General features: G+C 58.6%; 15 protein-coding genes. 11 read left to right on the plus strand and 4 right to left on the minus strand.

Annotated elements, in window-relative coordinates:
• The first annotated feature begins 23 nt into the window (after positions 1–23).
• The 5 genes from C1J03_RS04150 (at position 24) to C1J03_RS04170 (ending at position 6985) form a co-directional block, all read left to right on the plus strand.
• Positions 24–797 carry a uracil-DNA glycosylase gene (locus tag C1J03_RS04150; RefSeq protein ID WP_114884004.1) on the plus strand — a complete coding sequence of 258 codons (774 nt, stop codon included), beginning with the start codon at positions 24–26 and terminating at the stop codon, positions 795–797.
• Positions 794–1402, plus strand: a complete 609-nt coding sequence (locus tag C1J03_RS04155) for a LysE family translocator (RefSeq protein ID WP_114884006.1) — start codon at positions 794–796, stop codon at positions 1400–1402. Before C1J03_RS04150 ends, C1J03_RS04155 begins: the two co-directional genes overlap by 4 nt.
• Complete coding sequence (gene moaB / locus C1J03_RS04160) at positions 1399–1941, plus strand: molybdenum cofactor biosynthesis protein B (protein ID WP_114884008.1); 543 nt, start codon at positions 1399–1401, stop codon at positions 1939–1941. The genes C1J03_RS04155 and moaB overlap by 4 nt, the downstream gene beginning before the upstream one ends.
• Before the next feature lie 178 nt (positions 1942–2119).
• On the plus strand, positions 2120–3580 hold the full coding sequence (locus C1J03_RS04165) for an efflux RND transporter periplasmic adaptor subunit (protein WP_114884010.1): 1461 nt from the start codon (positions 2120–2122) through the stop codon (positions 3578–3580).
• 3 nt (positions 3581–3583) lie between these two features.
• Entirely contained in the window at positions 3584–6985 is a 3402-nt protein-coding gene (locus C1J03_RS04170) for an efflux RND transporter permease subunit (protein WP_114884012.1), read from the plus strand.
• Here the strand turns inward: C1J03_RS04170 and C1J03_RS04175 are convergent.
• Positions 6982–7785 carry a protein-disulfide reductase DsbD domain-containing protein gene (locus tag C1J03_RS04175; protein ID WP_114884014.1) on the minus strand — a complete coding sequence of 268 codons (804 nt, stop codon included), beginning with the start codon at positions 7783–7785 and terminating at the stop codon, positions 6982–6984. The two genes, C1J03_RS04170 and C1J03_RS04175, sit on opposite strands and share 4 nt — an antisense overlap.
• 106 nt (positions 7786–7891) lie before the next feature.
• Between C1J03_RS04175 and C1J03_RS04180 the strand changes: the two genes are divergently transcribed.
• A complete protein-coding gene (locus C1J03_RS04180; protein ID WP_254694170.1) occupies positions 7892–8473 on the plus strand; it encodes a YqgE/AlgH family protein in 582 nt (193 codons plus the stop codon).
• On the opposite strand, the gene C1J03_RS04185 is transcribed toward C1J03_RS04180, so the two are convergent.
• A complete protein-coding gene (locus tag C1J03_RS04185) occupies positions 8470–9411 on the minus strand; it encodes an L-threonylcarbamoyladenylate synthase (RefSeq protein WP_114884017.1) in 942 nt (313 codons plus the stop codon). The two genes, C1J03_RS04180 and C1J03_RS04185, sit on opposite strands and share 4 nt — an antisense overlap.
• 176 nt (positions 9412–9587) lie before the next feature.
• On the opposite strand from C1J03_RS04185, the gene C1J03_RS04190 reads away from it, so the two are divergent.
• From C1J03_RS04190 to C1J03_RS04210, 5 genes are all read left to right on the plus strand, one after another.
• Complete coding sequence (locus tag C1J03_RS04190; protein ID WP_114884019.1) at positions 9588–11303, plus strand: acyl-CoA dehydrogenase; 1716 nt, start codon at positions 9588–9590, stop codon at positions 11301–11303.
• The gene (locus C1J03_RS04195; protein WP_114884021.1) at positions 11303–12352 is read left to right on the plus strand and encodes an MBL fold metallo-hydrolase; all 1050 of its coding nucleotides are present in this window, start codon (positions 11303–11305) and stop codon (positions 12350–12352) included. Before C1J03_RS04190 ends, C1J03_RS04195 begins: the two co-directional genes overlap by 1 nt.
• Positions 12349–12819 carry a DUF6173 family protein gene (locus tag C1J03_RS04200; RefSeq protein WP_114884023.1) on the plus strand — a complete coding sequence of 157 codons (471 nt, stop codon included), beginning with the start codon at positions 12349–12351 and terminating at the stop codon, positions 12817–12819. Before C1J03_RS04195 ends, C1J03_RS04200 begins: the two co-directional genes overlap by 4 nt.
• A 102-nt stretch (positions 12820–12921) precedes the next feature.
• Positions 12922–13056 carry an aa3-type cytochrome c oxidase subunit IV gene (locus tag C1J03_RS04205; protein WP_114884025.1) on the plus strand — a complete coding sequence of 45 codons (135 nt, stop codon included), beginning with the start codon at positions 12922–12924 and terminating at the stop codon, positions 13054–13056.
• A gap of 27 nt (positions 13057–13083) precedes the next feature.
• The gene (locus tag C1J03_RS04210; protein ID WP_114884027.1) at positions 13084–13680 is read left to right on the plus strand and encodes a hypothetical protein; all 597 of its coding nucleotides are present in this window, start codon (positions 13084–13086) and stop codon (positions 13678–13680) included.
• Between the two features lie 3 nt (positions 13681–13683).
• Here the strand turns inward: C1J03_RS04210 and C1J03_RS04215 are convergent, their stop codons facing one another.
• Both C1J03_RS04215 and C1J03_RS04220 read right to left on the minus strand, forming a co-directional pair.
• Entirely contained in the window at positions 13684–14010 is a 327-nt protein-coding gene (locus C1J03_RS04215; RefSeq protein WP_114884029.1) for an AzlD domain-containing protein, read from the minus strand.
• Entirely contained in the window at positions 14003–14722 is a 720-nt protein-coding gene (locus tag C1J03_RS04220) for an AzlC family ABC transporter permease (RefSeq protein WP_114884031.1), read from the minus strand. Before C1J03_RS04220 ends, C1J03_RS04215 begins: the two co-directional genes overlap by 8 nt.
• Between the last annotated feature and the right edge of the window lie 36 nt (positions 14723–14758).

Genomic DNA, 14758 nt, shown 5'->3' on the forward strand with positions numbered 1-14758 from the left:
GGGCGACGGCGTATGTTGGGCGCATGGAATCAGTGGAATGGCATAGCGCGCGAGCGGCCCTTGAGTGGCAGATTGAGCTGGGGGCAGACGAGAGCATCGCGGATGCGCCTGTGGATCGCTATGCGTTGCCACAAAAGACCGCGAAAAAGGCCGAAGCCGCTGCGAAAAAGAGCGGGCCGGTTGATCTGGTCAAGCGCGACGCTGTGGCGGAGGCCAAAGTGGCGGCGCGCGGTGCCGGCACGCTAGAGGAACTTCACGCGGCGATGGCGGCGTTTGATTTGTGTGAATTGAAGCTCGGCGCGCGCAATCTGGTGTTCTGTGACGGGGTTGCAGGGTCACGGGTAATGGTTATCGGTGAATCGCCGGGGCGCGAAGAAGACCGCGTGGGGCGGCCCTTTGTTGGGCAGGCAGGGCAAATGCTGGATCGCATGTTTGCGGCGATTGGCATTGGGCGCTCAGTGGCAGAGGCCCCGATATATATCACCAACACCTTGCCGTGGCGTCCGCCACAGAACCGCGATCCTAAGCCTGAAGAAATCGCCATGATGAAGCCGTTCTTGGAGCGCCATATTGAATTGGCAGCCCCTGAGGTGCTTGTCATCATGGGTAATTGGGCCTGTCAGGCCTTGATGGGGCAACGCGGGATCACGCGGCTGCGCGGCACTTGGGTTGAGGTCTTGGGCCGCCCTGCGCTGCCGATGTGCCATCCTGCTTATCTGTTGCGGATGCCAGCCGCTAAGCGTGAAACTTGGGCTGATTTGCTGAGCGTGAAGGCGCGACTAGAGCGTGGCGCGTGATTGATCCTGTAACATTGCTGGCGTTTATCCCGGCTGCACTGGCGCTGAATGCGACGCCGGGTGCCGATATGATGTTTTGTTTGGGGCAAGGCATGCGGTCCGGTCCTGCGGCGGCTTGGGCCGCAAGTGCGGGCGTCGCTTTGGGCGGCATGATCCATGTGACGCTGGCGGGCTTGGGTCTGGGCGCATTGATCGCGGCGGTCCCTTGGGCGTTTAACGCGGTCCGTTGGATTGGGGTTGCCTATCTATTGGTGCTGGCGGTTCAGGCCGTGCGCGGTCATTCGAGCGCAGAAATCAAGGCGGTTTTGCCTGCACTGGCGTTTCGGAGTGGCCTATTGGTCAATTTGACCAATCCCAAGGTGATCTTGTTCGTACTGGCGTTTGTGCCGCAGTTTGTGGTGCCCGAAGCGGGGTCGGTTCTGGGGCAATTTATGATTTTGGGTCTGGTGCAGGCCATTGGCGGGTTTGTCATCAATGGGCTAGTGGGTGTGTATGCGGGATCACTGGGGCGGCGCATGGCGCGCGGGCATCGCACCTTGGGCTGGATCACTGGTGGGATATTTGCAGCGCTGGCTGTTCGGTTGGCGATTTGGGAGCGGGCATGAGCAAGATTGATGAGACGGCGGAGTTTATCCCGGTGCGGATTGCCGTGCTGACGGTGTCAGACACGCGCGCACTGGCCGAAGATCGATCCGGCGATGTTTTGGTGGGGCGGATATTGGCCGCAGGCCATCTGGTGGCGGACCGCCAGATTGTGCGCGATGAGCGTGGCGATATCGCAGCGCAACTGCGGACCTGGTGCGCGGATGCGGACATTGATGTGGTTATCAGCACCGGCGGCACTGGGCTGACGGGGCGCGATGTGACGGTTGAGGCGCACCGAGACGTCTATGAAAAAGAAATCGACGCGTTTGGGACGGTTTTTACAATCGTGTCGATGAACAAAATTGGGACTAGCGCAGTGCAATCCCGGGCCACAGGTGGGGTGGCACAAGGCACCTATCTTTTTGCGCTGCCGGGATCACCGGGGGCGTGCAAAGACGCATGGGATGAGATTTTGGTGCGTCAGCTCGACTACCGGCACCGGCCCTGCAACTTTGTAGAAATCATGCCAAGGCTTGCTGAACATCAGCAGCGGAAGTGATCTTTTGGGCGCGAAGGACCCCGTTTTTACGGTGGATGCCAAACATTTTTTCGCCCAAATGTGTTAAACTTCAACGGAAGTTGCTGTGTGGGCCGTAGGACAGAACATGCAGAAGTGACTTGGTATTTCACCATCGGCCACTAGATTGTTGATTAAGGTTTATTAGGATTGGATGCCGATGCGATTTTTGCGGCAAAGCATGATCGGGTTGTTTCTGGCGGCAGTGACGCTGGGGCTATTCGTCTGGGCGGTGATGCTTGTTATGGGAGCTGTGGGGGAGCGGCTGGCCGAAAAGCCGTTTGCACCGCCTGCGCGGGAGCGGGTCTTTACAGTAAATGTGATCTTGGCCGAGCCGGGACGCCATGTACCTGAGCTGGAGAGTTTTGGTGAAGTGGCAAGCCGGCGCACGCTCGAGCTGCGTGCCGCGGGCGGTGGCCGCGTTGTTGCACTTGCCGACGCGTTTGAGGATGGCGGAGAGGTCACGGCAGGTCAGATCTTGGTCGAAATTGATCCGGCTGAAACGCAAGCAGCGGTGGACCGCGCGCAGAGTGATTTATTGGACGCGGAAGCAGAGGTGCGCGACGCCGCGCGTGGTCTTGTTTTAGCGCGTGATGAGTTAACTGCAGCGCAAGATCAAGCCGCGCTGCGCAAGCGGGCGTTTGAACGGCAGGTTGATCTGGCAGAGCGCGGCGTGGGCACCGTGGCTACGTCGGAGACGACTGAGTTGGCCGCCGCAGCGGCGCGCGCTGTGGTGTTGGCGCGACGGCAAGCAGAAGCGCAGGCCGAAGCGCGGGTCGATCAGGCTGCAACGCGACAAGCGCGCGCTCGGATTGCATTGGCTGAAACACAGCGGCGGCTGGCAGACACAGTGCTGCGCGCGCCGTTTGATGGAATGCTGAATGAGACAAGCGTCGTTGAAGGCCGGCTGGTAAGCGCCAATGAGCGGCTGGCTGATTTGATTGATCCCGACGCTCTGGAAGTGTCGTTTCGGGTGTCGACCGCACAATACGTTCGGCTTTTGGACGAAGCAGGTCGGGTGAACAAAGCGCCAGTCACGGTCGTATTGGATGTGGCCGGCGTTGATCTTACCGCCAGTGGCGTCATCACAAGGGCGCGGGCGGCGACGGGCGAAGGGCTGACGGGGCGTGTTGTTTTTGCTGCGCTGGATACAGCGGCAGGGTTCAAACCGGGTGATTTTGTAACCGTTCGGGTGCAGGAACCTGCGTTGGATGGGGTTGTGCGGCTGCCGTCCTCTGCTGTGGATGCCCAAGGCGAAGTTCTGGTGCTGGAAGGTGGCGATCGGCTGGCCGCGCTGAACGTCGAGGTTTTGCGCAGGCAGGGCGATGATGTGTTGGTACGGGGGCCTTTAGCAGGTCGCGAAGTTGTCGAGGCGCGCTCGCCTCTGTTGGGGGCGGGGATCGCTGTGAAACCTTTGCGCGATACAGGTGCCGCCCCTGAGGTGCCCACAGCACCGGCGATGATAACATTGAGCGATGCGCGGCGGGCCAAGCTGGTTGCGTTTGTCACTGACAATAAACGTATGCCCGAAGCTGCCAAGGCGCGTGTCTTGGCGCAACTGGCAGAACCCGAAGTCTCAGCCGCCACGATTGAGCGGATCGAAAGCCGGATGGGGGGCTAGGGCATGGCGCGCGATATCCCCCAGGCCGCTGGTGGGCTTTTGTCCTATTTCACACGGCACCGAACGGCCGCGAACCTGCTTTTGGTCTTGTTGCTGGTGGCAGGTGTTTCTGCAGCACCCATTATGCGGACGCAGTTTTTTCCTGATGTGATCGTCGACAATGTGACGGTTTCAACCGTCTGGGAAGGCGCGGGTGCCGAAGATGTGGACGCTGCGATTGCGCAGGTACTTGGAACGGCCCTTTTGGGATTGGAGGGCGTGGAATCCTCGACCAGCTCGGCGCGCGAAGGGCGCGGGAGCATCACGCTTGAGTTTGAGCCCGGCTGGGACATGGCGCGCGCGGCCGCGGATGTGCAGACGGCTGTGGACGGAATTACCAGCCTGCCCGAGGAAGCTGAGGATCCTGTTGTTCGCCGAGGGGCTTGGCGTGACCGGGTGACAGATGTTGTGATTACGGGGCCGATTGATCCCGCGCAACTGGGGCGCTTTGCTGATGAGCTGGTGACGCGGCTGTTTGCTCAGGGCGTGACGCGCACCACGATCCAAGGGGTTGCTGCCCCGCAGACGATTGTCGAAGTGCCGTCGGCCAAATTGATTGGCTATGACATCAGCATGGCACAGATCGCAGCGGTCATTGCCGAAGAGGTTGATGCGGATCCTGCGGGGGATGTGGCAGGGGCCAATGCGCGTGTGCGCACAGGCACGGCCAAGCGCAGCGCGCAAGAAATCGAAGGGATTGTGCTTCGGTCAAACCCGGACGGATCGGCTTTGACTGTGGGCGATGTGGCGTCCGTGACCGTCGGAGAAGTGGACCGCGACAAAAGATATTTCGTAGGCGATGATCCGGCGATGTCGGTGCGGGTTGACCGCTCCAACGGGGGCGACGCGATTGCCATTCAGCAAAAGGTCGAAGAGGTCGCGGCAGAACTCGAAGCCAGCCTGCCAGCGGCTGTTTCAGTTGAGCTGATCCGGACACGATCAGCGGCGATCAGTGGGCGTCTCGATCTGTTGATCGGCAACGGTTTGATGGGGCTGGGTCTGGTCTTAGCGCTGCTGTTTTTGTTTCTCAACTTTTGGACTGCGTTCTGGGTGGCTGCGGGGATACCTGTCGCCATGGGGGCCGCGATTGCGTTGATGTACGCGGGTGGCCTCACGATCAATATGATCTCGCTGTTTGGCCTAATCATCACGCTGGGCATTGTGGTGGATGACGCGATTGTGGTGGGCGAACACGCTGATCACCGCTTTCGCACGCTTGGGGTCAACGCGATGGAGGCTGCTGAGGGTGCAGCACAGCGCATGGCCATGCCGGTTTTTGCCGCGACACTGACCACAATTATTGCCTTCTTTGGGCTTGTGATTGTGGGCGGGCGATTTGGCGATCTGATCAAGGATATACCCTTTACGGTGATCGCAGTTTTGGTCGCGTCGCTGGTCGAGTGTTTCTTGATTCTGCCGCATCATATGGCCCACGCCATGCGGTCGGCGCGCAAAGAACATTGGTATGATTTGCCAAGCCGCGTGGTCAATCGCGGCTTTGACTGGGTGCGCGAACGCTTGTTCCGCCCGTTTATGGCAGGGGTGGTCATGGCGCGCTACGCTGTGTTGGCCGGGGTGACTGTCGTCTTGGCTAGCCAAGTGGCCCTTTTCATCAACGGCGATGTGCAATGGCGGTTCTTTAACGCACCCGAGCGCGGCTCGGTTACTGGTAATTTCGCGATGGTCGAAGGGGCAAGCCGCGCCGATACGCTGGAGATGATGCGCGAAATGCAACGCGCGACCGAGGCGCTGGGCGCAGAATATGCCGAGCGCTATGGGCTGAACCCTCTGGATTATGTGATGGCTCAAATCGGAGGTACCACGGGACGTGGCCTTGCAGGAGCGGAGAACAAGGATCGCGACCTGCTGGGCGGCATTTCAATTGAATTGATCGATGCGGATTTGCGACCTGAATACTCCAGCTTTGCTTTTGTAGGCGAGTTGCAAGACCGTGTTGTGAGCCACCCATTGGCCGAAACAGTAAGCTTTCGAGGATGGCGGTCTGGCCCCGGAGGGGATTCGCTATCAGTTCAATTTTTTGGCGCCGATACGCCGATACTCAAAGCGGCATCTGAGGATTTACAGACGGCCCTAAGGAACTACCCCGAAGTGAGCGCGGTGGAAGATAACCTTGCTTATGACAAGGAAGAACTGATCCTTGATCTTACGCCGCAGGGTCAGGCGCTGGGCTTTACCATCGATACGTTAGGGCGGGCTTTGCGCAACCGGTTGAGCGGTATCGAAGCGGCAACTTATCCAGATGGACCGCGATCAGCAGAAATCCGGGTGGAATTGCCTGAGGGCGAATTGACAGCAGATTTTCTGGACCGCACCCAGATGCGCACTCCAAACGGGGCCTATGTGGCGCTGGCGGATATTGTGAGCGTGGAACGGCGCACCGGCTTTAGCACGGTGGGGCGCGAAAACGGCATTCGTTTGATTTCAGTCACGGGTGACATCTCAGAAGACGACCCCGCGCGGGCGGCCCTAATCACCGCAGAGCTGCAAGAAGAAATCCTGCCGCGTATCGCATCGGAACGTCAGGTTGAGTTTCGTTTGGCCGGGTTGAGTGAGCAAGAAGATACATTCCTAAGCGATGCGCTGACGGGCCTAATCTTGTGCCTGACGGGGATTTATCTGGTGTTGGCGTGGGTCTTTGGCAGTTGGACACGGCCTATGGTGGTCTTGGCCATTGTGCCCTTTGGTCTGGTGGGGACGATCTATGGCCATGCGTATCATGATGTTCCGCTTAGCATGTTTACGGTAGTGGGTCTGCTGGGGATGACTGGCATTATCATCAACGATTCAATCGTGCTGGTGACCACGATTGATGAGTATGGGGCTGAACGGGGACTGATCCCGTCGATTATTGATGGCGCAGCGGATCGATTGCGGCCTGTGATGTTGACGACGATGACGACCGTTCTGGGGCTGGCTCCGCTGCTTAACGAACAAAGCCAGCAGGCGCAGTTCTTGAAGCCGACAGTGATCACACTGGTCTACGGGCTTGGCTTTGGCTTGGTGTTGGTGCTGTTGGTGGTGCCGGCGCTGATTGCCGTGCAGCATGATGTGTCGCGCCAGATCACGGCAATGCGCCGAGCGATACGGGGGCCCATTGCCGGTCTTCGGGTTGGTCTGGCCGCACTTTGGGTTTTGATCCTGGGGTGGGGGGGCGTGACCCTGGCTTTTGCAGGCTGGAACGGCGCGATCTACCCGCCACTTACCGCCGCGGTGCCGATGCTGGCGGGGATGTCTGCGATGGGCGGCGCAATGTTGGCGTTTGTGACAGGTGCGGCGGTGATTGCCTTGGCTGGCTATATAATCGGGGCACTCAGCTACGTGATGTCGGCGCGGCGGGCTGCTTAACCGGCGCTGCACCCGATGATATCAACGGCCCGGTTCTGACCTAAAACGGTAAAGCGGATGGCCGAGCGATCAAGCGATGCGCTCCCGGTTGAGGGCACCATATCCGCCACGGCGCGCAGGGTGTTGCCTTGACGGCTCGTATCCGCTTCGCTGACCCAGAAGCCCGGGCGTCCAGCCTCGATTACGACAACTTCGTCGGACCCGGTGGAAGGGAGGCTGATGTCGGCCGTGATTTCTAACCCACCGTCTTTGGGACGCAGGCTGCATGTAACGCCGCGCGCACCAGCTTCTGATCCTGAATAGGGGCGCTGTGCGAGGGCGGCGGCAATGGCCGGTATTGGCTTTGCATCGGTAGCGTCCAGAATTGCGGTGATTTTGAGTGTCTCTGGTATGCAAATGTCGCTGCACACACCGATATCCATGCTCAGCTTGATATCGACGGGTTTACCGTCCACCTTTGGCTTCACATGCAAGGGCAAGATCAGTTGGTCGTGATACCCAATTGAGCGCATGCCGTTTTGGTTAAATACCTCAGGTGTGGGCCAAGTGATACCAACCCCGGCCAGATTGCGCGAACCGGACCAGTCAAACTCTGGCGGGATGCCCGCGTCGCCGGGCGCGCGCCAATAGGTTTTCCAACCCGGCGCAAGCGTCAGGCGCAAAGCGGTGATCTGGGTGCCGTCAGCTTGACGCCAACCTTGGATCACATCGGCAGAAATCGGGGCACCTTTGGACCCGTCAGATTGCGCAAGCGCAGGGGGTGCCACCATAAGGGCCAGTGAGATGAGCATTTTCAACATACCACTTTCATGGGCTTAGATGGAGCACTTGCCAAGTCACAATCGGGTCAGCCATGTTTCGCTGATCCCTGTTGCGAAGTCGCCTTGAGGTCGCCAATGTAGCGGCATGAGCAAGGGTGATTTGCAAACAGACATGGACCTCACCGGGCAGTTGCTGGTGGCAATGCCGGGTATGGGCGATCCCCGGTTTGAGCGATCCGTGATCTATATCTGCTCTTATTCTGACGAAGGGGCGATGGGGCTTATTGTTAATAAGTCGATGCCTGATCTGCGCCTGTCTGATGTGCTTGACCGGTTGGAGATCAACCTACCAAAAGGGCCACGCGATATGGTTGTGCGTATTGGTGGGCCTGTGGAATCGGGGCGCGGGTTTGTGCTGCATTCAGACGAATACCGATCCAAGCTAAAGTCGCTGCATATCGCCGATGGCTTTGCAATGACGGCAACTCAGGACATTCTGGAAGACATGGCCGAGGGTGCGGGCCCCGCGCAGGCGTTGTTTTTGTTGGGCTATGCAGGATGGGGGCCCGGTCAATTGGAGCGTGAGATTGGTCAGAACGGTTGGCTGACCTGTCCCGCAGATACCGATCTGGTGTTTGCGACCAAGGATCGGCTGAAATGGCAATCGGCGTTGACTTCAATCGGCATTGACCCTTTGGGGCTATCGTCCGCCGCAGGTCGGGCTTAGCGCGGAGCCGCCGCGCGGCGTAGGCGGTCGTTGATCGCAGCACCCAACCCGTGACCTGGTATTCTTGCGACCGCGATAGGGCGGTTATGTGCATCAAGCTGGTGCAAATGATCAAACAGATTGGCTGCCGCTTGTACAAGATCGCCAGAGGGCGACAGCGTCAGATCGCCGTGTATGGCGCCAAAACCCAGCATCATTTCGTCGCCCGTGGGCGCTTCGGCGTTCAGCCGAACAGTGCCGCGTGGTGCGTAATGCGATGCTAGCTGTCCCGGTGCGGTGATGGCTGCGGTGTCAGGAAGGGCAAGCGGCGCGCCAAGGGCTGCCTCAATCGCCTCGCGTGGCAAGCCGCCGGCGCGTAGCAGTGTTGGCGTCGAGGTCGTAAGGCCAATGATGGTGCTTTCCAGCCCTACGGAACAGGGACCATCATCGACGATTGCTGCTATTCTGCCATCTAGGCCTGCGTGAACATGGGTGGCTGATGTGGGGCTGATCCGACCTGAGGGATTGGCCGAGGGAGCCGCAAGCGGACCACCAAAACTTTGCAGCAAACGCTGTGCAGTCGAGTGTGCAGGCACCCGCAGGGCAACGGATTGAAGGCCAGCGGTGACCAGCGAAGACAGTCCGTGATCTGCGGCAAGCGGCAGCACCAAGGTTAAGGGGCCGGGCCAGAAGGCGCTGGCCAGAATGTCTGCGGCGTCTGACCATTGGCCGTAGGTTTGCGCGACATCTGCACTTGGGACATGCACGATCAAAGGATTGAAGCTGGGACGGCCTTTGGCTGCGTAAATCCCTGCAACTGCTTCACCGTTGCGCGCGTCACCACCAAGCCCGTATACCGTCTCAGTTGGGAAGGCGACATGGTGACCCGCGCGCAGCAATGCGGCCGCTTGGGCAATCCCGGCGTCATCCGAGGGTAGCATTTGGGTTGTTTGATCCATCGCTTAATCCTTAGGCGGCCTAATATTACCCGGCCAATTGACGCCGCGTTTCGTATTGCAGTGCGGTGCGCGCCACTTCATCTTAACAAACAGGAGCGCCTGCCCATATCAGGGACTTTGCCATGTTGCCAAGCGCTGCCCGGCCTATTGTGGCCAACTAATTAAGGAGAGACCCGATGCCGTACCGCGCCGCTGTGGATGATTTCAACTTTCTGTTCGACCATGTGGTTGGGCTGGAGCAGGTGCGCCAGACAGAGCGTTTTGCCGAGGCGAGCGATGATGTGACCCGTGCCATCATAACCGAAGCAGGCAAACTTTGCGATGAAGTGCTGGCACCGTTGCAGCGCAATGGCGATCTGGAGCCTGCTCGGTTGGAGAATGGCGTTGTGCGTACCTCGCCGGGATTCAGTGGTGGTCACGCGGCGATTGCGGATGGGGGCTGGATCGGGATGGCGGCAGATCCTGAGTTTGGCGGAATGGGCCTGCCGATGACGCTGACAAGTGCCGTCAACGAGATGATGTCGGGCGCGTGCCTGTCGCTGCAACTGGCCCCGCTGATGAGCCAAGGTCAGATTGAGGCGTTGGAGCATCATGCGTCGGATGCGATCAAAGAGCTGTATCTTCCCAAGCTGATTTCTGGCGAGTGGACTGGCACGATGAACCTGACCGAACCGCAGGCCGGATCGGACGTTGGTGCCTTGTCGTCCAAGGCGTCGGACAATGGCGATGGCACCTACGCGGTGTCTGGCCAGAAAATCTATATCAGCTGGGGGGACAATGATTTCTCTGGCAATGTTTGCCATTTGGTGTTGGCACGGTTGCCGGGCGCACCTGAGGGAACCAAAGGGATCAGCCTGTTCTTGGTGCCCAAGCTCATCCCTGATTCAGATGGCAATCCCGGTAAGCGTAACAGCCTGAGCGTGGTAAGCCTTGAGCATAAGATGGGCCTGCACGGATCGCCCACCGCAATCATGCAATATGATAATGCCACCGGTTGGATGGTCGGCCCCGAGCAAGGCGGCATGGCAGCGATGTTCACGATGATGAACAACGCGCGGCTGGGCGTTGGCGGCCAAGGGATCGGCGTGGCGGAGGCGGCGTACCAACATGCGCTGGCCTATGCGCAGGACCGCAAGCAGGGGCGTACGGCGCTGGAAGGCGGGACCGGGACGATCTTGGATCATGCGGATGTGCGGCGGATGCTGACCACCATGAAGGCCGAGATTTTTGGCGCGCGCGCGATTGCGCTGAGCTGTGCTGTGGCGATTGATATGGGCAACGCGACAGGAGATGCCGCGTGGAAAGCCCGCGCGGCATTGCTGACGCCAATTTCTAAGGCGTTCGGTACTGATATGGGCATCGCGATGTCTGAGGTAGGTGTGCAAATCCATGGTGGCATGGGATTTATTGAAGAAACCGGTGCTGCGCAATTTTGCCGCGATGTGCGGGTCACTGCGATTTATGAGGGCACCAATGGCATTCAGGCGATGGACCTTGTTGCGCGCAAGATGATGGACGGTGGCGAAGCCGCGATGCGCCTGTTGGATGAAATTCAAGCTGATGCCGAAGACGCCCGCGAGACGTTTCCCAAAATGACCGATGCGGTCTGGCAGGCAAGCGAGTCTCTGCGCGAGGCAACCGAATGGATGGTCGCGCAAAGCGATTTGCAGGTCCGGTTTGCAGGTGCTGTGCCCTATCTGAAAGCATTTGCGCGGGTGTTGGGCGGCCATCTGCATCTGACAGCTGCGATGGCGGCTAAGGGCAGCGCGCGCGAAAAATTGGCGCGGTTCTACATTGAACGGTTGTTGCCCGAGCATGTGGGTCTTTTGGCCCATGCGCAGGCGGGGGCGGATGGCCTGTTTGCACTTTCAGCAGAAGAGCTGGCCGCCTGATGGCTGACATCGCGCCTGCAGGCCTGCGTTATCCTTTTGACACGCCGCCTGTCGGGGCCGAAGCCGTTGAGGTCGCCCCAGGTGTCCTTTGGCTCCGATTGCCGCTGCCGATGAAGTTGGATCACGTCAATGTTTACGCGCTCGATGAAGGGGATCATTGGACGATCATCGATACGGGCTTTGCGTCAAAGAAATCCAAGGCCATCTGGTCCGAGATCATGGCCGGGCCACTGGCGGGAAAACCGGTGGGCCGGGTTGTCGTCACGCATCATCATCCTGATCATATTGGCCTTGCGGGCTGGTTTCAGACTGAACATGGCGCAGAGCTGATTACGACGCGCACCGCATGGCTGACTGCGCGGATGCTGACGCTTGATGAGCAGCCCGTTCCAAATGCCGAATCGTTAGCGTTTTACCGGTCCGCGGGCATGGAAGCCGCGATTTACGACAAGCGCGCGACGGAGCGGCCGTTTAACTTTGCCGATGTCGTCACCCGCATGCCGTTGGGCTATACCCGGATCAAGCAAGGCGACCAGATCACTATGGGCGGGCGCAATTGGGATGTTCATATCGGCAATGGTCATGCGCCAGAGCACGCGACGTTCTGGAGCCGAGATGACAATCTAGTGATTGCAGGTGACCAGATTTTATCCTCGATCAGCCCTAACATTGGCGTCTATGCGACCGAACCGATGGCCGATCCCATTGGCGAATGGCTGGAGGCGTGCGAGCGGCTATCAATGCTGGCGCGGGCCGATCATCTGGTGCTGGGCGGGCATAAATTGCCCTTTACAGGCTTGCCCACACGCATGCGGCAGTTGATCGATAATCACCACAGCGCCCTCAAGCGTTTGTTGGCCTATCTCGATGAACCCAAAACAGCGGGGGAGTGTTTTTCCCCACTTTTCAAACGCGCCATTGGCGAAGGCGAATACGGCTTGGCGCTGGTGGAAGCTTTTGCGCACCTGAGCCATCTCCACCAAACGGGCCTTGCCACCCGGCAGTTGCGGGCGGATGGTGGTTGGGAATTCCAACGGAGCACCACATGACAGACCAGATTAAGACCGCCGCTGAAGCGTTTGAGGCAGATGCGCTGCCACGTGTGCATGAAGTCCATACGGACCCGGACAAGGCCAATGCCAGCAACGTTAAGGTGCCAAACGCCGTTGCTAACACGCCGGTCAAAAGTAAATCTCCGGCACAGTGGGCGTATGAGCGGGTGGTTCTCTATCTCAAGAAATTCGAAGAAGAGTTGGACGAAGACCACGAGGTTGCCATGGGGTTCACTGGCGCTGATGCGGGCGTGCTTCGGATCGAGGGTATGGGGTATTTTGATCCTGATGTACTGACATTTTACGGCACTGACCCGGCAGGTGGACGGATGCAACTGGTGCAACATGTCAGCCAGCTTAACGTTGTGCTGCGCGCGTTGCCCAAGGCCGTGCAAGAGGATGCACCGCGCCGGATCGGATTTCAGCTGGTTGAGGACCTGGAACAGGATGCCAAGACCAGCTAGGCGCGAATTGTCGCGCCAAGTTCGGCGTGACAAGGGCTAGCAAATGCCTTATCCAGCGAACATCAACAAACCTATGCGACCCAGATCAAAGGACGACTTTTAATGGCTGAGCACGAACACGGTTCTATGGATAGCACGACCCAGCAAAAAGTGTTTGATGGCTTTATGTCCTTTGTGACGAAGTCGGTGATCGTGATCCTGGTGATTCTTGTCGGTATGGCGATCTTTATTACCTAAAATATTTGCATTGTCGGAGGACCTGTCATGAAGCTTCTGACAAGCATGCTGTTTTGCTGCGCCCTGTTGGTGGGATGTGCCGAAAAGGGCAAAGAATCATCTCAAGAACAGATCGCGAGTAGCATTTATCGCTCTGGCACACAGCCGACGCTGACTGTCTTTACCATGATCAACAACCGCAGCGGCCAAGGTGCGCACACGGCGCTGTTGGTCAATGCTTCGCAGACGGTTCTGTTTGATCCAGCGGGCTCTTTTAACCACCCGGACGTGCCAGCAAGCGGTGATGTGCTTTATGGAATGTCGCCGAGTTGGGTGCAGATCTATAAGTCCGCCCATGCACGCAGCCTATTTCATGTGGTCAGCCAAGAAATCGCCGTGACGCCTGCGCAAGCTGAACGTGCGTTGCAGTTGGTTCAGGCAAAAGGCTCGGTTCCTTCAGCCATGTGCGCGAGTGCCACCACGGGCATCCTTCGCGAGATACCTGGATTTGAGGATATTAGATCAGGGTTTTATCCAACCGCTCTGATGAAGCAGATGCAGGTGCGCCCCGGTGTTAGCACAACGCGCTATTATGAAAACGACGACGGCAATGTTGTCGACGGTGTGCAGGGACAACTGCAGTAAGCCCTAGCCGATCAGGTAGAGCAGCCCATAAAGCGTGACGGCACCGCTAAAGATCGCCAGCAGTACATTTTTTGTGATGACCCCAACTGTCAGCGTTACTGTGGCGGCGGCCAATCTGGGCATATCCAACGCGCCATCAGTCGCGGCGGGCCACAAAACTTGCGGGGCCACCAGCGCAGGCAGAATTGCCACCGCAGTGTAGCGCAGGTGACGCAGCAACCAAGCCGGCATCGCGCGGTCGCCCACCAGCCCGATAAAGACAAAGCGCAAGCCAAAGCTGCCGATCCCTAGGCCAATGATGATGAACCACAAGGTTGATGTTTCAATCATGGATGCGCCCCCGCCGTTCTAACCAAAGTTCAGTTTGAGCGCCTGCCATCATGCCTGCCAGACCGGCCACAATGAGGCCTAGTGAGTATGGAATTTGGGTGGCCAGCAGGCTGACCAGTACCGCCACGAAGGCGGCGACAACATGTGCGACGGTCCGAAACATTGGCGCGATCATAGCAAGGAAAGCGATGGGGATCGCGAAATCCAGTGCCAGCGCTTCCGGGATCTGTGCGCCGACCAACGCGCCAACAAGCGAAAAAACATACCACAAGGGGACACAGGAGGTTACTGCACCAAGAAAATAGGCGACGCGCTGGGGTACGCCCATGCCGGGGTCTGATTCAAAGCGGGTCATGGCGACGACATAGGATTGATCGACCATGAGGTAGGCACACAGCGCGCGTTGCCACAAAGGAGCAGCCCCAAGATAGGGCGTGAGAGATGCCGAATACATCGCCATTCGCAGGTTAACGGCAAGCGCTGACACCAGCACAATCGCGGTCGGCGCATTTTCTTGGAGCAACTGCAGGGCGGTGAGTTGCGCAGCCCCTGCAATCACAACGACGGAAAAGGCGAGAGTTTCAAAAACGTTCAGGCCTGCTTCGGTCGCAATGACGCCAAAAAGCGTGGCAAAAGGGATGATCACAAACACAAACGGCAGACCTGCCAGGACGCCCTGTCGGTAAGCCGATTTCGTGGTGGTGATGGTCATGCAAAGCCCCTAGATTGTATGCAATCGGTAGCGCTT

This window comes from Sulfitobacter sp. SK012, assembly GCF_003352085.1.
Lineage (GTDB): Bacteria > Pseudomonadota > Alphaproteobacteria > Rhodobacterales > Rhodobacteraceae > Sulfitobacter.